General features: G+C 51.2%; 15 protein-coding genes. 7 read left to right on the forward strand and 8 right to left on the reverse strand.

Annotated features, from left to right (window positions below; all coding sequences use genetic code 11):
• Positions 1-44 precede the first annotated feature (44 nt).
• From fabG to yceD, 6 genes are all read right to left on the reverse strand, one after another.
• Positions 45-779: a 3-oxoacyl-ACP reductase FabG gene (fabG, locus tag N8M53_RS08155; protein WP_077772124.1), complete on the reverse strand. Its 735-nt coding sequence runs from the start codon at positions 777-779 to the stop codon at positions 45-47.
• 66 nt (positions 780-845) lie between these two features.
• Complete coding sequence (fabD, locus tag N8M53_RS08160; RefSeq protein ID WP_269578412.1) at positions 846-1802, reverse strand: ACP S-malonyltransferase; 957 nt, start codon at positions 1800-1802, stop codon at positions 846-848.
• Between the two features lie 18 nt (positions 1803-1820).
• A complete protein-coding gene (locus N8M53_RS08165) occupies positions 1821-2780 on the reverse strand; it encodes a beta-ketoacyl-ACP synthase III (protein WP_069362213.1) in 960 nt (319 codons plus the stop codon).
• Positions 2781-2788: 8 nt separating this feature from the next.
• The gene (gene plsX, locus N8M53_RS08170) at positions 2789-3811 is read right to left on the reverse strand and encodes a phosphate acyltransferase PlsX (protein WP_269578413.1); all 1023 of its coding nucleotides are present in this window, start codon (positions 3809-3811) and stop codon (positions 2789-2791) included.
• 9 nt (positions 3812-3820) lie between these two features.
• Positions 3821-3991 (reverse strand): 50S ribosomal protein L32, encoded by a 171-nt coding sequence (rpmF, locus tag N8M53_RS08175; protein ID WP_046075434.1) that lies wholly within the window; start codon positions 3989-3991, stop codon positions 3821-3823.
• A 5-nt stretch (positions 3992-3996) separates the two neighbouring features.
• Positions 3997-4527, reverse strand: a complete 531-nt coding sequence (gene yceD / locus N8M53_RS08180; protein WP_269578414.1) for a 23S rRNA accumulation protein YceD — start codon at positions 4525-4527, stop codon at positions 3997-3999.
• 322 nt (positions 4528-4849) lie between these two features.
• Here yceD and N8M53_RS08185 point away from each other — a divergent pair, with 322 nt between their 5' ends.
• Positions 4850-5443, forward strand: coding sequence for a Maf family protein (locus N8M53_RS08185; RefSeq protein WP_077772128.1), 594 nt, complete (start codon positions 4850-4852; stop codon positions 5441-5443).
• Between the two features lie 61 nt (positions 5444-5504).
• On the opposite strand, the gene N8M53_RS08190 is transcribed toward N8M53_RS08185, so the two are convergent.
• Positions 5505-6221 (reverse strand): HAD-IA family hydrolase, encoded by a 717-nt coding sequence (locus tag N8M53_RS08190; protein WP_269578415.1) that lies wholly within the window; start codon positions 6219-6221, stop codon positions 5505-5507.
• Between the two features lie 4 nt (positions 6222-6225).
• Positions 6226-7188, reverse strand: a complete 963-nt coding sequence (gene rluC, locus N8M53_RS08195; RefSeq protein ID WP_269578416.1) for a 23S rRNA pseudouridine(955/2504/2580) synthase RluC — start codon at positions 7186-7188, stop codon at positions 6226-6228.
• Between the two features lie 693 nt (positions 7189-7881).
• On the opposite strand from rluC, the gene rne reads away from it, so the two are divergent.
• From rne to N8M53_RS08225, 6 genes are all read left to right on the forward strand, one after another.
• Positions 7882-10830: a ribonuclease E gene (rne, locus tag N8M53_RS08200; RefSeq protein ID WP_269580008.1), complete on the forward strand. Its 2949-nt coding sequence runs from the start codon at positions 7882-7884 to the stop codon at positions 10828-10830.
• 305 nt (positions 10831-11135) lie between these two features.
• Positions 11136-14540 carry a response regulator gene (locus N8M53_RS08205; RefSeq protein WP_269578417.1) on the forward strand — a complete coding sequence of 1135 codons (3405 nt, stop codon included), beginning with the start codon at positions 11136-11138 and terminating at the stop codon, positions 14538-14540.
• Between the two features lie 888 nt (positions 14541-15428).
• Positions 15429-17117, forward strand: coding sequence for an ABC transporter substrate-binding protein (locus N8M53_RS08210; RefSeq protein WP_269578418.1), 1689 nt, complete (start codon positions 15429-15431; stop codon positions 17115-17117).
• Between the two features lie 83 nt (positions 17118-17200).
• The gene (locus tag N8M53_RS08215; RefSeq protein WP_046075428.1) at positions 17201-18187 is read left to right on the forward strand and encodes an ABC transporter permease; all 987 of its coding nucleotides are present in this window, start codon (positions 17201-17203) and stop codon (positions 18185-18187) included.
• Position 18188: 1 nt separating this feature from the next.
• A complete protein-coding gene (locus N8M53_RS08220; protein ID WP_269578419.1) occupies positions 18189-19217 on the forward strand; it encodes an ABC transporter permease in 1029 nt (342 codons plus the stop codon).
• Positions 19214-20200 carry an ABC transporter ATP-binding protein gene (locus N8M53_RS08225; protein WP_269578420.1) on the forward strand — a complete coding sequence of 329 codons (987 nt, stop codon included), beginning with the start codon at positions 19214-19216 and terminating at the stop codon, positions 20198-20200. Before N8M53_RS08220 ends, N8M53_RS08225 begins: the two co-directional genes overlap by 4 nt.
• The last annotated feature ends 21 nt before the right edge of the window (positions 20201-20221 follow it).

Consider the following 20221-nt stretch of genomic DNA (forward strand, 5'->3'; position numbering starts at 1 on the left):
AATCGGAGTTTGACGTGTGTCATTCGAGATTGCAACGGTCTCGATCAAATCATGTACATACCGCCATTGACGTGCAAGGTCTCACCCGTCATGTAAGCGGCATCGTCAGAGGCTAAAAACGCCACCGTTGCAGCAATCTCTTTTGGATCACCCAAACGCCCTGCTGGCACTTGTGCCAGGGTCGCAGCGCGCTGTTCATCATTCAGCGCCTTAGTCATATCGGTTTCGATAAAACCAGGGGCGACCGTATTCACTGTGATGCCACGCGCAGCCACTTCTCGTGCCATGGATTTGGTAAAGCCAATCACGCCTGCTTTTGCCGCCGCATAATTTGCCTGTCCCGCATTACCCATTACACCGACCACAGAACCAATGTTAATGATTCGGCCACAGCGTTTTTTCATCATCGCACGCAATACTGCCTTTGATAAACGGAAGATTGACGTCAAGTTGGTGTCCATAATGTCCTGCCACTCGTCGTCTTTCATCCGCATCAATAGGTTATCACGAGTGATACCGGCATTGTTAACCAGAATGTCAACGTCACCAAATTCTTTTTTGATCGTATCAAGCACCTCTGCGACTGACTCTGGCGAGGTCACATTGAGTGCTAAGCCTTTACCGTTTTCACCGAGGTAATCGCTAATTGCGGCAGCGCCTTTTTCGCTAGTCGCTGTACCAATCACAGTGGCACCACGCTCCGCCAAAAGCTCTGCCGTTGCTCGGCCAATCCCACGGCTTGCGCCTGTTACCAGCGCTACTTTTCCGTCTAGTTTCATTCGGTTACCCTTTTAGTTGATTCTGCCGACATACGCCGGCAGTCACAAAGTGTCTAGTAATACGGTTCACGCCTTCGCGGCGGCAAGGCTGGCGCTATCATTAACCGCCGCGCTGCTCAACGCCTTGTTGATGCGTTTGGTCAAGCCTGTCAGTACTTTACCAGGGCCAAACTCCAAAAGCTGTTCCACGCCTTCAGCCGCCATATGCTCGACCGTTTCGGTCCAGCGTACCGGGCTATGTAATTGACGCACCAGGGCTTCTTTAATTTGAGCCGGCTCTATCGGCGTTGCCACATCAGCATTGTTGACCACAGGAATACGGGGTGTATTAAACGTTACCGACTCCAGCGCTTGCGCCAGTTTTTCTGCTGCAGGCTTCATCAGCGCACAGTGGGAAGGCACTGACACCGGCAGCGGCAATGCACGTTTTGCGCCCGCGTCTTTACACAAGGCGTTAGCACGCTCAACCGCTTCTTTATTACCCGCAATCACGACTTGACCCGGCGAGTTGAAGTTAACCGGTGAGACCACCTGCCCTTGCGCCGCTTGCTCACATGCGGTGGCAATTGCTTCATTGTCGAGGCCAATAATTGCCGACATCGCGCCAATACCCGCTGGTACCGCTTCTTGCATCAGTCGGCCGCGCAATTCAACCAGCTTGATCGCTGCTTTGAAATCCAACACGCCAGCACACACCAAGGCCGAGTATTCACCCAAGCTGTGGCCGGCAAGCATGGCTGGCGCAGCGCCACCTTGGGCTTCCCATACTCGCCAAATAGCAACAGACGCGGCTAGTAACGCAGGTTGGGTACGATGGGTTTCATTTAAGTCCGCTTCAGGGCCTTGCTGGACCAATGCCCAAAGGTCATAGCCAAGCACTTCTGAGGCTTCTGAAAACGTCTGCTGCACAACGCCATACTGTTCGGCGAGCTCCCCGAGCATACCCACAGCTTGTGATCCTTGGCCAGGAAATACGATTGCAGTTGGAGACGTCGCTGTTGAAGAACTAGCTGTTGAAGACATAGCTGTTTTCCTATTTATTTAAAATCTGACCAACGCTGAACCCCATGCGAATCCGCCGCCAAACGCCTCAAGCAAGAGTGTCTGGCCTCGTTGGATTCGCCCATCACGTACCGCCTCATCAAGGGCAGTAGGTACCGATGCGGCAGACGTGTTGCCATGGCGGTCAAGCGTCAATACAACTTGATCCATCGACATCGCGAGTTTCTTCGCGGTCGCTTTAATAATTCGGTAATTGGCTTGGTGTGGTACTAACCAATCTATATCTGACTTTTCAATTTGGTTGGCCTGAAGCGTTTCTGTCACAATATTGGCCAGTTGTGTTACCGCCACTTTGAAGACTTCATTCCCCGCCATATAAAGCCACGCTTCATCGGCCTCTAACGATTGACCACGCTCTGGATACTTAAGTTTCAATAGCTCGCCAAATTTGCCATCAGCTTTCAGGTGTGTGGACAAAATACCATCATTTTCATCAGCAGAGAGCACCACTGCACCTGCACCATCACCAAACAAAATAATGGTGGAGCGATCATCAGGATCACAGGTGTGTGACAGGCGATCTGCGCCTACCACCAGCGCATTTTTGGCGAGGCCGTTTTTAACGTATTGATCCGCGACACTGAGTGCATACACAAAGCCAGAGCACGCCGCCGCAATATCAAAAGCGGGGCAGCCTTTAATCCCCAGCATGGCTTGAACATCACAGGCAGCTGCGGGAAAAGCACGCTCACCACTGGTGGTGGCGACAATAATCAGGTCGATGTCATGTTTATCGATGGCAGCCATATCTATCGCCTGTACGGCGGCCTGATAAGCCATCGAGGCAACGGTATCTGTGGGTGCAGCAATGCGACGTTCTTTGATCCCCGTGCGGGTCACAATCCATTCATCACTGGTGTCTACCATCTGTTCAAGGTCAGCATTGGTGCGAACCTGTTCAGGCAAATAGCTGCCTGTGCCCAAAATCTTACTATACATGAAGACTACTAATGCCTCTCGAGAAGAACTGCCTCTAAACGGTCACTTATCTTAGTTGGGATTTGCCGTTCGACCTCGTGCACCGCCTCAAAAATAGCGTTTTCGTAAGCGGCGATATCAGCGCGTCCGTGGCTTTTTACAACGATGCCGCGCAATCCTAGCAAACTTGCGCCGTTGTACTGGTCGGGTTTCAGCTGTTGGAGTTGATTTAATAGATCAGAAAATAGCCATTTCGCGATCCAACGCTTAATAGGATGCGGGTGGAGGTGGGCTTTCACCTTGTCGATGATCAAGCGTGCGACTCCCTCGCTGGTTTTTAACGCCACGTTGCCGACAAAGCCATCACAGACAATCACATCGGTCTCACCTGTGTAGATTTGATCACCCTCTACGTAGCCGGTGTAACGCACGGACTCACTTTGCTGCAAGAGATCAGCACAGCGACGCACCAAATCGTTCCCTTTTGTCGCTTCTTCACCAATATTTAATAGACCGATGCGCGGGGTATGGCCTAACTCAGCTTCCGCTAACACCGCGCCCATCACCGCAAATTGGAATAAGGTATCCGCATCACAGGCCACATTGGCGCCTAAATCCAGCAACCATTTGCGTTGATATTGGGCGCCGGGCAAGGCGGTGACAAGGGCAGGACGATCAATACCGGGCAGCAGCTTAAGCAAATATTTGGACAACGCCATTAGCGCGCCCGTGTTCCCTGCACTCACACACGCATCCGCTTCACCACTGGCCACCTTTTCCAATGCAACACGCATAGACGTATTATGACTGCGGCGCAGCGCGGTGGACGGGCGCATATCATTAGGGATCACGTCCGGGGCATGGACGATAGATAATCGGGAATGATGCTGGGCATTGAGCTGATTAAGTGACGCCTTAATGTGGTGCTCGTCGCCCACTAGGATCACTTTTAGGTCCGCAAAACGTGACAATGCCTGCACGGAGGCAGGCACTGTGACTTGGGGACCGAAATCCCCGCCCATCGCATCGAGTGCAATGGTTAACCTAGTCAAGGGTCAACCTTACTTGTTGATAACCTTGCGGCCACGGTAGAAACCGTCTGCAGTCATGTTGTGACGCAGGTGAGTCTCACCGCTAGTTTTGTCTACAGATACAGCTTGAGTACCCAGTGCATCGTGTGAACGACGCATACCACGCTTAGAACGGGTTTTACGGTTCTTTTGTACGGCCATTGACCCTACTCCTCGTTACTTTGCTTTAAGTTTTTTAGTACGGCAAACGGATTTGGACGCTCATCAGCAAGTGGGATTTCCCCATACACCATGTTCTCTGCACTAACTTTACAGTCGGTGTCTTCGTGCATGGCGACTTGTGGCAAGGCCACAATCAACTCGTCTTCGACTAATTGAATCAGATCAATCTCACCGTTTTCGTCGACTAATGCCGGCTCATAAGCATCCGGTAAATTGCCAACCTGGTCATCATTGAAAACCGGGCTATAAACGAATTCAGTTTCACAGCGATGTGAAAATGGTTCCCAACAACGTTGACACTCAAGACTGACCGAAACGGTGGCACGACCAGTGACCGTTTTGAGCCCTTGGGCGTCAATGTCGAACGAAAGCATCACTTCCGCATCACTATCGATGCTTTGGGTTGCCTCACCGAGACGCAACAAACGCTGCTTGTCTACAATACCATCGTAGTCAAGTTGCTTCTGTGCACAACGGAACGGATCAACCGTCAGCGGTAGCTTTACCTTCTGCATAGGGCGCGAATATTAGCCTCCAAATGCGCTGGAGTCAAAGAAAATGTTACCTGTGTCAGGCGCGAAAGGGTGATAGGAACAAAAGCACACAACCCATCGGGTATCTGGATGCCTCTGGCACCTCGCCGACTCAGACCGACAACCGTGAAAACCAACCCTTTCACCGCGGTCAATAAGCCAGCCAGGCACACTCCCACCGTTTTGCCCGACTCAAAGTCGCGCCCGCTATTTTTTCAGGTTAGACTGGGAGTTGAAAATAAACAATCATCGACCACGTAGATTGTTTAGTCATCTTCAACTGCGCGCAATATAAGGAACGATCATGCACACAACGCAACCTCCCAAAATTGTGCTGGCTTCAAGCTCGCCGTATCGTCAAGCCATCTTTAAAAAGTTTGCGCTCCCGTTTACTGCATTCGCACCGGCAATTGATGAAAGTCGACATGACAACGAGCGTGCCACTGACATGGTTGAACGCTTGGCACTTGAAAAAGCCATGGCGGGGATGCCGTTATTCGATAATGCTCTCATTATCGGTTCAGACCAAGTGTGTGTGATTGACGAGGAGGTGTTAGGCAAACCACATGAGCGAGAGGTCGCGATTGAGCAGCTAAAACGCGCGAGCGGCAAGCAAGTCACGTTTTATACGGGAATCGCGTTGATAAACAGCGACACCGGGGAGCATCAATCTGACGTTGAGCCGTTCCATGTCGACTTTCGTGAGCTTACCGAGCAGGAAATTGTCCGCTACATCGACAAAGAACTGCCGCTAGATTGTGCCGGCAGCTTCAAATGTGAAGGCTTGGGTATTGCCCTTTTCAATGCCATGCACGGACGTGATCCTAATACCCTTGTAGGCCTCCCACTGATACGCTTGCGTGAAATGTTAGAAAAGGAGGGGGTCTCGGTCATTTAATGCGCCAACTCATGGTCAGCGCACACATAGTTGCAACCTTACCAAGCACTTAAGCCGCAAATTAGCTCACCAGCTCGTTTAGGCTGTTTAATACGGCAACGGGCTCAAACGCCGAAAGGCTGGCAGACGCTTCTACGCCCCAAGTGACCGCGAGCCTTGCCATACCCGCATTGATGGCCAGTTGCATATCATGTCCAGTATCACCAATCATCAGCGCCTTATCACGTGGGATGCCTGTTTGCACTAACACTTCATCAAGCATTTTCGGATCAGGCTTAGAAGCCGTTTCATCCGCACAACGCGTGGCGGCGAACAAATCTTGGGTCCCCGTCTCCATCATCGCCCTATCCAGCCCAGCGCGTGATTTCCCCGTTGCCACCGCCAATTCAAACCCCTGCGCTTTTAGAGACATAAGGGTATTTTTCACTCCAGGAAAAAGCTGACAGGACGTTGGATTATCATGCACAAACTGTTGGCGGTAGTGGTGAATCCAATCGTCATACCACGCTGGATCTGCATCAGGGTAAAGCAGCTGATAACCTTTTTCTAAGCTCAGGCCAATCATGGTTTGCAAACGCTCAGGAGGTAAAATGGGTAATTGCCCTGTTAATCGAGCCGCCGCATCGAGGCTAGAGACAATGCGTCCAATCGAATCCATCACAGTGCCATCCCAGTCAAAGATCAACAATGAGTATGGGGCAAGCACTGAGTGCGACGGTTGGCTGGCCGGACTTTCGCCAGCTTGCCAAGCAGATGTAAGCGATAATTCGACAGTCATGGATTTAGCCTCTGCGTGATGCGTTTTTTGCCCGTAACCCGTCAAGTACCCGCTCAAGTTTGGGCTCCATGGGCGCGTTAAGCGTCATGGTTTCATCATTCCCTGGGTGCACAAAACGAATCGTGGCGGCATGTAAAAATAATCGATCTAGCCCCACAGCCTTGGTGTAAGCATCAAAACGGGGATCGCCATAGCGGTCATCCCACGCCAAAGGATGCCCTACATATTGCGCATGGACTCGAATTTGGTGTGTCCGACCTGTTACTGGGCTCGCTTGCACGAGAGTGGCTTCCGCAAACGTCTCAACCACTTTAAAACGGGTTTCCGACGGCTTTCCCTCGGGATTAACACGGACAATGCTGTTCACCTCGTTTTTCAACAAAGGCGCTGTCACCTTACGCTGCTTAGCGGACCAGTGACCCATGACCAAGGCATAATAGTCTTTGCGTACCGATTTTTCGCGAAATTGCGCTTGCAGATGGCGCAACGCAGACCGTTTTTTAGCAATCAATAAGATCCCCGAGGTGTCTCTATCAATCCGGTGCACCAGCTCCAAAAAGCGCGCTTTAGGACGCAGTGCGCGCATTGCCTCTATCGCGCCAAATTGTAGCCCACTCCCCCCGTGCACCGCGGTACCTGAAGGCTTATTGAGCACAAGTAGGTGGTCATCTTCATAAAGAATGCAATGCTCAAGCGCAGCCACTTTGTCTAACTTGGTACTGGGGGCGGCTTTCTCATCGCGCTCGGGAAGCCGGATCGGAGGCACTCTCACCACGTCTCCAGCTTGCAGCTTATACTCGGGTTTTATGCGTTTTTTATTAACTCGCACTTCTCCTTTACGAAGCACGCGATAAATCATACTTTTGGGGACATTTTTCAGCTGATTTCGCAGAAAATTGTCGATGCGTTGGCCGGCGATGTCGTCATCGATGTCGATGAATCGCACTTGAGTTTTTTGTTCTGTCATAACCTTCATTCTACCGCTAAGCACAGCGACATGCACCTGCTACCGCAAGCCATCCCTCACTTAACACAGCCGCGGGTTGTGTTCGTCCCCGCAACCGCGAGTGGCACAAGGCATTGTCGTGCAAAAAAACACCACATCGGCGCGGTTTTACTACCAACGCAACATAAGCGAATAAAGCCGATTGCTGGACTTTAGTCTCCCTGCTATAGTTGCGGCGTTAATCAGAAAAGCAAACGCTTATCTGAAACACAGCTTATCGCCTGTGACAGCGATTTCATCAGTGGAACATGCACTTTTCGAAAAAAGGCCTGGTCTGCGATGAGTCAATCAAGTGATAGCTGTATACGGTTATATCCGTAAAAGCACCATAATTCCGAATGCTTTTAAGGCGTTACGCGGCAATTGGCGTAAGACGTAAACCAAAAGCACCCGTTTAGTGTGTTGACACGAGACCGTTAGTCAGTGTCAGAGCTCTCCGCCATCGGTAAAAACGGCGGACGCCAACTGCGTAATCCGGTGAGCCATAAAAACCGTTGTAGCTGGCCGATTAAAACTTGCCCGAGCGCACCCCTGATTTTCTCCAGCCGGGAGGCTGCACCATATCAGACTTGGGGTCAGGCAGCATTGACGACTGCTCTCGTCATCAACCGCTAATAACAACGATAAATAAATGAGAAAAATCAGATGAAAAGAATGTTGATTAACGCAACTCAGAAGGAAGAGTTGCGCGTCGCATTGGTCGACGGTCAACGGCTGTACGATCTCGATATCGAGAGTCCCGGCCATGAATCAAAAAAAGCGAATATCTACAAAGGACGCATTACCCGTATCGAACCAAGCCTGGAAGCGGCATTTGTTGACTACGGCGCAGAACGACACGGTTTTCTCCCTCTTAAAGAAATTGCCCGCGAATACTTCCCTTCCGGTTACACCTATCAAGGCCGCCCTAACATCAAAGATGTGGTAAAAGAAGGCCAGGAAGTGATTGTCCAAGTGGACAAAGAAGAGCGCGGCAATAAAGGGGCTGCTCTGACTACGTTTGTATCGTTAGCAGGTAGCTACTTGGTATTAATGCCAAACAACCCACGTGCCGGCGGGATTTCTCGTCGCATCGAGGGAGAAGAACGTAGTCAGCTCAAAGAAGCCATGTCTGGCCTCGAACTGCCGCAAGGTATGGGCTTGATTGTACGTACCGCAGGTGTGGGCAAATCTGCCGAAGAGCTTGAATGGGACTTGAAAGTCCTGCTAAACCACTGGCAAGCGGTGAAAGAAGCCGCAGACGCCAACCCTGCCCCTTTCCTTATCCATCAAGAAAGTAACGTGATTGCACGCGCAATCCGCGACTATTTACGCCGTGATATCGGTGAGATCTTGATTGATAGTGAGAAGGTCTTTCAACGCGCGCAAGAGCACATCAAGCTGGTTCGCCCTGACTTTGTCAGCCGCATCAAGTTCTATGAAGGCGAAGTGCCGCTATTTAGCCATTACCAGATAGAGAGCCAAATTGAATCTGCGTTCCAACGCGAGGTTCGCTTGCCGTCTGGTGGTTCGATCGTGATCGACCCCACCGAAGCCCTCACCTCTATCGATATCAACTCTGCTCGTGCCACTAAAGGAAGCGATATCGAAGAGACAGCACGCCAAACAAACGTTGAAGCGGCAGAAGAAATTGCCCGCCAATTGCGTTTGCGTGATCTGGGTGGACTGGTCGTTATCGATTTCATCGATATGACCCCCGTGCGCCACCAACGTGAAGTGGAAAACAAACTACGCGACTCTGTCCGTATGGATCGTGCACGCGTGCAAATCGGCCGTATTTCGCGCTTTGGTTTGCTGGAAATGTCACGCCAACGCCTCAGTCCATCACTGGCAGAAGCAAGCCATCACATTTGCCCGCGCTGTAAAGGCACCGGTGTAATTCGTGATAACGAATCGCTAGCATTGTCCATTCTTCGTTTGATGGAAGAAGAGGCAATGAAAGAGAACACGGCGCAAGTACTGGGTATCGTCCCTGTCCCCGTCGCCTCTTACCTGCTTAACGAAAAACGCCGCTCGGTCCAGCACATTGAGAAATACCACAATGTCAAAGTGGTCGTGGTACCAAATGCCGACATGCAGACGCCACACTTTGATGTGGTTCGCGTCCGCGGCGGTGAAGAAATGGCGAACCTGTCTTATCAGCTGCCAAGCCAGATTGATGCGCTCAGAGAAGTAGAAGCACGCGAAGAGCCACAACAAGCACGTCCAGCGAAAAAGCGTGAAGAACCTGTTTTACAAGGGTTTGCAGCGCCAAGCTCGCCGGCACCAAGTGCAACTAAAACGGCCGCACCAGCCAATGAGCCAGCAGCGTCGGCTCAGCCTGGCCTGTTCACCAAAGTGGGTCAGTTCTTCTCGCGCTTGTTTGCCGCGCCAGCTGATGATGCAACAACCGCGTCGTCAAAACCTACCGCCCAACCTGAGCCAGCTCAAACAGGGCAAAGCCAGAAGCCAACACACAGCCAGCGCAATAAGTCACGTGGCAACAACAAACCACAAAATCGCGATGAGCAAAGTGAAGGTGGCAACGGCGAACGTGGACGTAACAATAAACAACGTCGCCAGAACAAGCCGCAAGAAGAGCGTCGCGACAATAATCGTAAAGGGAAAAAACCCCGTAACGATAACCGCAACGACAAAGCGAAAAAGCCTGCCGCGCAACAAGATGAGGCCAAGGCAACGAAGCCACAGTCTGACAATGCGGATAAAGGCAACAAACAGCACGACCAAAAAGCGGAGAAAACCGAACAGGTTAAACAACGCCGCCAACGTCGTAAGCTGAATCGCAGCGTGCGTATCAACAAAGATAATGCGGATACCCAAGTTGCCACCGAGGTAACACCTGACCAAGGCAAAGACTTGCAGCAAGTCGGGGCTGAAGTCGCACAACAGGCTAAACAGCAGCCTGATAACGCGAAGAAAGAAGGTCAGCAGGACAAGCGTCGTAACCGTCGCTCACCGCGCCACCTTCGCGCGAGTGGACAGCGTCGTCGCCGTCGCCCAATGGTGAAAAGCCCTATGCCACTCACGACAGGCATGGCGTCTCCCGAAATGGCGATGGGCAAGGTATGGTCGGCAGAGCAACCCGTGAAAGTGAAGCAAGATCGCCGCCGCCAAGACAAACGCCAAAACAGTAAGGCTATTATCGGTGGTGTTGCCCGTCCAGAAATGGCCATGGGTAAAGTCATTATCATGCAAGCTAAGTCGGAGGAGACAGATTCAGTGTCGGCCCAACCGATGGCATCGATAAGTACTTCTGAGCCAGCACCACAACCGGCACATAGCCAAGCAACACCGGTTATCGACGCTGCGCCGAAGGTCGCCACGCCAGACGCACCAGTGACAACCCCTGCGCAGGACTCAGAGGTCGATTTAGTGACCGAAAAAGTGATTGAACGCGAAGCGGAAATCAATGCCCCAACGGCAACGATTCAATACCGCCGAGCCACATCACCGATGATGAAAGCACCGGCACCGAGCGAAACGGTTGATCACAGCCCTGTGGCAATCGCCGCCTTTAAAGCGCCTAACCCAGAAGCGAAAGCTGCGGGTAGCGCTGAGGCACGTGCGTCTGCCTACGCACCGGCAACCAAACCTCAGTACTAATTCCGTTTGCTTTCGGAATGCTAAAGGCCTCGGCATCTGTCGAGGCCTTTTTTTCACCTTTCTTCAATGAAATAACGTGGATAAAACATACGCAAACTTGCAGCGATACACGGAAAAGTGCGTCGATCCACACGCTTCCATAGCGACTTCCTTGTCAAAGCGAAAAAACTCAGTAACGTCATGGCATAAGATGATTGTCGTGTCGTCGCGCACACCCAGCTCTATTCGCCAGAGACACAGGCTCATCAGGGGCCAAAATACGACCACGACATTGGAAAGTTGCTGTAGGGAAGACGCTGTTGCTTATGAAAACCTTGTTTACTGCTTATCCATTTAAACGCCTCCATCACACCTTGATGCTGGCCTTTCTTCTATTGAGCCTCCTCCCTCTGATCTTAGTCGCCTTGTTTTTTCTTAACGCCCATAGCCAAGATCTCCAAGAACAAAGCACAGCTCACCTTTTATCGGTGCGCGACAGTAAACAACAGCAAATCAATGATTACTTTGATGCGAAAGAAGCGGAGGTGCTCGGATTTGTCGCTTCGGAGCTCGCCTACGCCAGCGGTGGCCATTTTTATGGTTTGGTCAACGCATTTCAGCGACTACGACCAAACATCGACGCGGCTCGTGATTACGCGCAACGCCGCTACTACCTTGGGTCCGGTGAGAGGGTGAAAACACCTGTGCGCAAGGACGATCCCAACTATTCCGCCACCGAGCGTTATCGGCTGCTGCACAAACGCTACCACCGCGCTTATCAAGCTTTGCTCGCCCGCGCAGATTTTGACGATCTACTCTTGGTCGACAAGCAAGGCAACGTCACTTATTCGGTGAAAAAACTGAGCAACTATGGCACAAACTTACTCTCAGGCCCTCACCGTGATGCACGATTGGGGCAAACGTTCGCGACCCTACAACAGCAAACGCAACAAACAAAAGGGAAGTTAGATCCGACGCCTAAGGTGATTATCTCTGATTTTTCCGCGGAAGAGACCGACACCCGCGTTGCATGGCTGGGCGCCCCCATTATTCAGCAAGGGTATCTCCATAGCTACGCGCTCTTCCGGCTTCCTAGCCATGCCCTTACCAGGCTGATGGCACCCAGAGAAACCAATGCGATTGAAACACACCTCGTCGGTGATGACGGCAAGACTCGTGCGCACTCAACCAGCAACAGTGAGCTTGTCAGTAACTCGCCTGCCATAGAAAAAGCATTAGCCGGAGAAACGGGTGTTACCCGCTATCAAGCCCAGTCAGGCCAAACCATGCTCGCCGCCTACACGCCTATTCGCACGCACGGCCTGAAATGGGGACTCGTGGCAGAAGTGCCTACACAAGTGGCCTATGCACGCATCCACCAACTGCAACAGCTTTTTATCGTCGCCATGTTACTTGCTATTCTCGCAGTGGTGGTTGCCTCGCACTATATGTCCAACTTTATTACTCGCCCACTGCTTCAACTTACGTGGGCGGCCGAAAAAGTCAGTGCGGGTGACCTTGATACCCAAATCCACCACACGCGTCGTCGTGATGAAATCGGGCGTTTGGCGGTGAGCTTTGCCCGTATGCGCCATGCCATCCGCGAAAAGCTGGTCTTAATCCGCCAGCAGAACCAAACCTTAGAAGCTAACATCACCACCATACGTGCTCAGAATGAAGAGCTACATGTGGCCAACAAACTGAAAGATGAATTCTTGGCAACCACCTCTCACGAACTTCGCACCCCATTGCACGGCATGATAGGGATTGCCGAAGCACTGATTGACGGTGCGAACGGTCCGATTAGTCGCGACCACCAGTATCAACTGTCGATTATCGTCAACAGCGGCCAGCGCTTGGCCAAGCTGGTCGATGATCTCTTGGACTACCATAAAATGCGTTATGGGCAATTAGACTTAGAACAAGGCCCTGTCAATCTCAACGCCATCACACAGCTTGTGCTGTCACTCGCCAAACACCTTAAAAAAGATAAGCCGCTAAACATCATTAATCAGCTCAGCGACACACCAATCTGGGTACACGCGGACCCCCAACGCCTTGAACAAGTTATGTACAACTTACTGGGGAATGCGATTAAGTTCACCGATGCGGGTAAGATTGTTATTAGCGCCGACACCCTTGACGATCGCGTTCGCATCCAAGTGGTTGATACGGGTAAAGGGATCCCAGCGGAACAGTTAAGCACCGTTTTTGAGCCTCTCGCACAAGCAGTAAGTAGCCACTATCATTATCAACACGGCGCAGGTCTTGGTCTATCAATCAGTCGTCAGCTTGTCGAGTTGATGGGCGGCCAGCTTTACGTCAGTAGTCAGACGCAAGTGGGAACCACCTTTAGCTTCACCCTTCCCAGTGTCGATGAGCCCCCGGTGTTGAGCACCGAGTTTACCGCCTTTTCTACCCAACACATTCACCAAGCTGACACGCGAGAAGCGCTCGCCCGTTCCTCGTCAGAAGAGGTTAAACCAAGCGATAATAACAACGGGTTACATATTTTAGTGGTTGATGATGAACCAACCAACCAACAAGTACTCACTAGCTTTCTCAATATTGAAGGCTATCAGGTCAGCACAGCAAGCGATGGACGTACAGCCATTGAGCATATCGCCACCACGAAACCGGATCTCATTTTGCTCGACGTGCTAATGCCCGGTATGAGTGGGTTCGAAGTCTGCGAGCAGCTTCGAGTACGCTTTGACCATGCTGCACTGCCGATTATCATGCTAACCGCCTTAAATCAGCCTGATGATCGCATCTATGGCTTTGAAATCGGTGCGAATGATTACCTATGTAAACCCTTTGATAAAAGAGAGCTCGCTGCTCGGATAGCCACACACCTTGCCGCTAGCCAAGCGGAACAACGCCGCCAAGAAAACCAACGCCTCGAGCAAGCGCTTGAACAAAGTGCGCGGCAGCAAGCCAGCCTACTCGAAACCCAGTCTTGGTTGATTTCACAACTCTCTCTCGCCCCTGAAGCCATGTTAGGTATGCGAAGAGATGGCCAGGTTCGCTTTGTTAACCAAGCGGCAGCATCCTTGTTTGGGCGTGAACAAGACGAGGTAAAACGGATGCACGGTCAAGCCTTGGTGAAAGCGCCCGAGCAAGCCAATCAGGTGGAGCACTATCAAGGTCCACTTACCATTTATATTGAAGGACAACCACAGGACGTTGACGGTATGCTGCTGCGTTTTCCAGCAGAGTCTGACATTGACAGCCTGTATGTCATCAACACAGACGCGCCCGTGTCTCAGTCTCGTATACAGAGCCTAGAAAGCGCCATCGAAGCCTTGTCTGGCTACGCATTAGGCGGAGACTCGAGCCAACTTGAAACGCTTAAAGCAATGGGCGGAGAATTTGAAGCTCTTGCTGAAAAAGCGCAACACCAACAGCAAGATAAAACCAACACACGTAGACAGCTAATTGTTGATGCCATGGTGGCCAGCTTAGATTACTGGGAAGAAGCCACAGGCAAAAGCAAATTCGATTTTGCCGAGCAAAGTGGTCTCTGGCGCGTCTACCTTGATCGTAGTAGCTTGCAAACCCGCACACTGGATAAGTATCTGCTCATCGAAACCCTGCCAAAAACCCCGCGATGGCGCACAGTGCTGAGCTCCATTCGCTTCATTCTCGATCATTGTGATAAACGCAGTACAACCCGCACTCAGCTGGAATCCTATTACCAACAACTGCGCCACCTACTGCTAGAAGACTAACACAGCCAAATCGCTCCCTCTCCCAGTGCCTGTCCTATCAGGACAGGCACTGCTTCGTTACCGCGCTAGTTTCTCACCCCCCTTATCGCCCCCTTATGGGGACAGGCACCATATTGCTGAGCGCCACAACGCCTTGCAGTGCCTCGTATGTCTCTTGTGAGTGTCTCTTGTAAGAGCGCTTGTGAGGACAGACACTTTTAGCCTCCGACACTTTTAGCCTCCTACTAAGAAAACCCTACCAGGGCCGGTGCATCAAAATAAGTAAACAACCCTCAGTAACTTCCTATTGGCGATTTTGTGGCGCTCATTCACTGACACTTAACATGTCTGTCCCCTGACTGGCGAGCTTACAGCACCCATTAATAATCTTTGCGAACCAACCTCTTTTCAATCACAACATATCTTGGGAAACCCACCATGATTGCCGGATATCAATCAGAAATGCGCGACTTGTCACAACAAAATAAACAGTGATTTTTCTTGATAAAAAATAAGCACACTTTAGCGTGTGACATGTATCACCCAAACGAAAAACAATCATAAAGCTCTGATTTTTATACAATTATAATTTCATTAAGAGTTATGCTCGGTGCTGAACCCTATGTGTGCTCAAAGCGAAACGACCTTTATGGCTGTTTTTTTTAACAAAAATAACGTCAACGTCGCGCTTTTTTACGGTTTTAACGATTATTCACATTGCAGCCTTCGCTTAACTTGGGCTTAGTGAAGGTGTTTGCTGGCCTAGTACAACAAGTATCCCTTGGGTCATCCCATCCATAAACACAACGTAAGGGTCAGCGACACAGCAAGCTTGAGCTCGTAACGGTTGTTAGCAATGAGCTCATCACTATCCATCACGTGAACTGAAAGCAACAGTAAGGAATGGCTATGTTTTCGAGTAACATTAGAATTGCCAGCAAGACCCTACTTGCCTCTGCAATTATCGGTGCGCTTAGCGCAAGTGCTGGCGTCAGTGCCGCCGAGCGCAGTGAGCTCACTATCCACCCGAAAGAGTTCAATACTTTTGTCCGTAACTTTAACCCTTTCCTCGGCGCCACGTATCTGCACACCACGACTGACTTTATCTATGAGCCATTAGTGGTATTTAACGAAATGAAAGGCAACCAACCTGTCTTTCGTCTCGCGAGCGGCTATGAAATGGCTGATGACCTGAAAAGTGTCACCTTTACCCTACGCAAAGGAGTGAAATGGTCAGACGGTGAAGCCTATACCGCCGACGATGTGGTGTATTCGTTTGATTTGGTCAAAAACCACCCTGAACTGGATCAATCTGGCATTAACCAATGGGTTGATGATGTGAAGAAGGTAGACGATTACACCGTCCGCTTTGAACTCACTGAGGCCAACTCCAATGTACCCTACGAGATTGCTAAAGTACCTGTGGTACCTGAGCACGTCTGGAAAAATGTTGAAGAGCCTGCGTCTTACACCAATGAAAATCCGGTAGGATCGGGTCCCTTCACCACTATCGATACCTTCACCTCTCAGCTCTATATTCAATGTCGTAACCCGCATTATTGGGACAACGACAACCTCGATGTTGACTGTCTGCGCGTACCGCAAATTGCCAATAACGACCAGTTTTTAAGCAAAGTGATCAACGGTGAAATGGACTGGACCTCCTCGTTTATTCCTGACATTGATCGCACCTATGCCGCGGCCAATCCAAACCATCACTATTGGTATCCTGCCGCCGGCACCCAAGCCTTTATGGTCAATTTTAATGACCCAGACCCTGCCAAGCGTGAAGCGCTGACCAATGTCGACTTCCGTCGCGCATTTTCGATGGCGCTAGACCGTCAAACCATCATCGATATCGCGTTTTATGGCGGTGGTACGGTAAACGACTTCGCGTCTGGCTTAGGTTATGCGTTTGAGTCTTGGTCCGACGAAGCGGTGCATGAGAAATATCGCCAATACAATACGTACGATCTAGACGGCGCCAAAGCACTGCTTGCGAAAGCCGGCTTTAAAGATCAAGACGGCGATGGCTTTGTGGAAACCCCATCAGGTAAATCGTTTGAGCTCGAGATCCAATCCCCCAATGGCTGGACCGATTTCAACAACACCGTTCAACTGACGGTTGAGCAACTTGCCGAAGCCGGTATCAAAGCCAAAGCACGTACGCCAGATTTCTCGGTATACCGCCAAGCGATGCTCGAAGCCGACTACGACGTTGCTTATACCAACTACTTCCATGGTGCGGACCCTTATACCTATTGGAACAGCGCGTATAACTCCAACTTACAGGAAGGGGACGGCATGCCGCGGTTCGCAATGCATTACTACCAAAATGCCGAGCTCGACAAGCTGTTAGACAGCTTCTACAAAACCGCCGATAAAGCTGAACAATTGGAAATTGCCCACCAAATCCAAGCGATTATCGCCAAGGATCAGGTCACAATCCCGGTGCTTTCTGGCGCACAAATGTATCAATACAACACAACCCGCTTCACCGGTTGGTGGAACGAAGACAATCCGAAAGGCCGCCCCTCTATCTGGGCCGGCATTCCTGAACGTCTTCTCCATGTGCTGGACCTTAAGCCCGTCCAGTAACCAATATCGGGCGCCTTGCGCGCCCGCTTTTCCACGATGTTCACACCAAGAACATCACCACTTCGCTGTGTAAGGTGTGGGTTATGGGTTATTTTTTCCGACGGCTAACTTTTTACATGATTGCCCTTTTAGTGGCAGCAACACTCAATTTTATTATTCCACGTGCCATGCCCGGTGATCCGGTCACCATGATGTTTGCCAATGCCTCGGTGCAAGTCACTCCAGAGCGGATTGAGGCAATGAAACAACTGCTGGGCTTTGTCGATGGCCCACTCTATATGCAGTATTTCACCTACATGAAAAACGTGCTGAGCTGGGATTTAGGCACTTCCATCCAATTTTATCCGTTGTCGGTTAACGAGCTACTCGGCAAAGCCTTTGGCTGGTCGCTGTTTCTCGCCGGCAGTGCGGTGCTGCTGTCTTTCTCGCTGGGCTCGATTTTGGGCATTTTTGCCGCTTGGAAGCGCGGCGGGAAATACGATGCTGTGATCACCCCAGGCATGCTAATTATCCAAGCAGTGCCTCAAGTGGTTATCGCGATGCTGGCGCTGTTTATTTTCGCCATTGGGTTGAAGTGGTTTCCAACCGGATATGCCTACACGCCAGGCGTGACCCCAGACTGGACCAGTTGGACCTTTATTAAAGATGTGGCCTATCACGCCGTACTCCCACTTTTTTGTGCCTCCATCATTCAAGTAGGCGGCTTTTTGGTCAACATGCGTAACAACATGATTAACCTGCTTGCGGAAGACTACATCACCATGGCTCGCGGCAAAGGGTTAAGCGAAAACCGCGTGGTGTTTAACTATGCGGCGCGCAACGCGCTCTTGCCCAGTGTCACCGCGCTATCGATGTCGCTGGGTATTGCCATCGGGGGCCAACTGATTGTGGAAATTATTTTTAACTACCCCGGTCTTGGCTCGGTGCTTTTGAATGCGATCAACGCGCGTGACTATCAAGTCCTACAAGGCCAGCTACTCATTATGACCTTGTTTATGCTCTCGTTTAACTTAATTGCTGACATGCTGTACGTGGTCCTTGACCCACGCCTGCGCAAAGGAGGCAAATAATATGAAAGATCTCCTCACGCTTATCGTGCGCAATAAGATTGCCCGCGCCGGTTCGATCATTGTTGGCTTGTTTATTTTGATGGCGATCTTTGCGCCCTTATTGACCCAGCATGCGCCAGACAAACGCACCGGCAATCCGCATGAATACCCCAGCTTTGTGGTTAAGGCCGCACAAGCCAACCCAGACGGCTGGGTCGCCACGCACTTAGCCGATCACCGTCGTACCTTATTGATGTCAAAAGACGCTGAACATGTCCTTGGCACTACCCGTATGGGCCGCGATGTCTGGTCGCAGTTAGTGCATGGCGCCCGTGTTTCGTTAGCGGTAGGTTTTGGGGCCGGTATCACCGTGTGTGTGCTCGCCACCTTAATTGGCATTACCGCTGGCTATTTAGGCGGTTGGGTTGACGATGTGCTCACCGCCGCAATGAACATTATGTTGGTCATTCCGCAATACCCACTCCTGTTCGTGCTCGCCGCGTTTATCGGCGAAGCCGGACCGCTGACGATCGCCATCATTATTGGCTGTACCTCCTGGGCTTGGGGAGCACGGGTGGTTCGCTCACAAACCCTTGCCCTGCGCGAAAAAGAGTTCGTGAAAGCCGCCGAAGTGCTGGGTGAATCGCGCTTTCGTATCACCTTTGTCGAGATCTTGCCTAATCTCGTGCCCATTGTTGGCGCTAGCTTTATTGGCTCGGTGATGTATGCCATTGCCATGGAGTCGATTATCTCTTTCTTGGGCCTTGGCGACCCCAACACCATCAGCTGGGGGATCATGCTCTACAACGTACAAACCTCGTCATCCATGCTGATTGGCGCTTGGTGGGAGCTGCTCGCGCCTTGTATTGCGCTGACCTTACTGGTGACGGGGCTTGCGTTACTCAACTTCGCGGTGGATGAAATTGCCAACCCGCAATTACGTGCGCAAAAAGGGATGAAGCGCTGGAAAAAACTCAGCCAACAAGAAAAGAAAGCCCGCGACGAGAATCCCGTTGCCGAACACATGCTGATCAGTGGAGATAAATCATGAGTCGCACCCCACTTATCTCAATCCGTGACCTGTGCGTCGACTACATTACTGATGCTGGTGATGTCCGAGCCTGCGATCACGTCAATTTTGACATTGCCCCCGGTGAAGTATTCGGCCTGGCTGGCGAATCGGGATGCGGTAAATCCACCGTTGCCTTTTCGCTGATGCGTCTGCATAAGCCACCTGCATTTATCACCGGCGGCGAAGTCATCTTTAACGGCGAGAATATCCTCGATTACAGCGACGCTCGGATGCGCGACTTTCGCTGGCGCGAGATGTCGATGGTGTTTCAAAGCGCCATGAATGCCCTCAACCCAGTGCTGACGCTCGAAGAACAGTTTTGCGATGTACTGATGCGCCACACCAACCTGACCCGCAAACAAGCGGTGAAGCGGGCTCAAGGCTTGCTAGAAATTGTCGATATTCATCCCAGCCGTCTGACCGATTATCCGCATCAGTTTTCGGGCGGGATGCGTCAACGCTTGGTAATTGCCATTGCACTGGCCCTCAACCCGAAAATGATCATCATGGATGAGCCCACCACGGCATTAGATGTGGTGGTGCAACGCGAGATCTTACAAAAAATCTACGCGTTAAAAGAAGAGTTTGGCTTTTCGATTCTGTTTATCACCCATGATTTATCGCTTATGGTCGAGTTTTCCGATCGAATTGGGATCATGTATTCCGGTGAGCTGATTGAGGTCGCGCCGTCCAAACAGGTGCTCAACAACCCCTACCACCCTTACACCGAAGGGCTGGGTAGCTCATTCCCCTCACTCACCGGACCTAAGCGCCAGCTCACTGGGATCCCAGGCAACCCGCTCAACTTGCTAGAAATCCCGACCGGCTGCCGCTTTCAAGCGCGCTGTGCTCAGGTGCATGAGCGGTGTCGAACCACTCAGACGGTGCTGCGCCAAATCGAACCGGGTCGGTATTCCAACTGCCATCTATACGGCGAGCCCATCGCCCAACAAAAACTCTAATAACGCGCCAATGTGAGGAAG

Source organism: Salinivibrio kushneri (genome assembly GCF_027286325.1).
Classification (GTDB): Bacteria; Pseudomonadota; Gammaproteobacteria; order Enterobacterales; family Vibrionaceae; genus Salinivibrio; species Salinivibrio kushneri_A.

Coding starts and splice junctions, on each gene's coding strand:
- rluC (WP_269578416.1), bottom strand. CDS start 7,188: ATGACAGAACAAAAAACTCAAGTGCGATTCATCGACATCGATGACGAC.
- rpmF (WP_046075434.1), bottom strand. CDS start 3,991: ATGGCCGTACAAAAGAACCGTAAAACCCGTTCTAAGCGTGGTATGCGT.
- yceD (WP_269578414.1), bottom strand. CDS start 4,527: ATGCAGAAGGTAAAGCTACCGCTGACGGTTGATCCGTTCCGTTGTGCA.
- N8M53_RS08190 (WP_269578415.1), bottom strand. CDS start 6,221: ATGACTGTCGAATTATCGCTTACATCTGCTTGGCAAGCTGGCGAAAGT.
- fabG (WP_077772124.1), bottom strand. CDS start 779: ATGAAACTAGACGGAAAAGTAGCGCTGGTAACAGGCGCAAGCCGTGGG.
- N8M53_RS08220 (WP_269578419.1), top strand. CDS start 18,189: ATGAAAGATCTCCTCACGCTTATCGTGCGCAATAAGATTGCCCGCGCC.
- N8M53_RS08225 (WP_269578420.1), top strand. CDS start 19,214: ATGAGTCGCACCCCACTTATCTCAATCCGTGACCTGTGCGTCGACTAC.
- N8M53_RS08165 (WP_069362213.1), bottom strand. CDS start 2,780: ATGTATAGTAAGATTTTGGGCACAGGCAGCTATTTGCCTGAACAGGTT.
- N8M53_RS08185 (WP_077772128.1), top strand. CDS start 4,850: ATGCACACAACGCAACCTCCCAAAATTGTGCTGGCTTCAAGCTCGCCG.
- fabD (WP_269578412.1), bottom strand. CDS start 1,802: ATGTCTTCAACAGCTAGTTCTTCAACAGCGACGTCTCCAACTGCAATC.
- N8M53_RS08210 (WP_269578418.1), top strand. CDS start 15,429: ATGTTTTCGAGTAACATTAGAATTGCCAGCAAGACCCTACTTGCCTCT.
- rne (WP_269580008.1), top strand. CDS start 7,882: ATGTTGATTAACGCAACTCAGAAGGAAGAGTTGCGCGTCGCATTGGTC.
- N8M53_RS08205 (WP_269578417.1), top strand. CDS start 11,136: ATGAAAACCTTGTTTACTGCTTATCCATTTAAACGCCTCCATCACACC.
- N8M53_RS08215 (WP_046075428.1), top strand. CDS start 17,201: ATGGGTTATTTTTTCCGACGGCTAACTTTTTACATGATTGCCCTTTTA.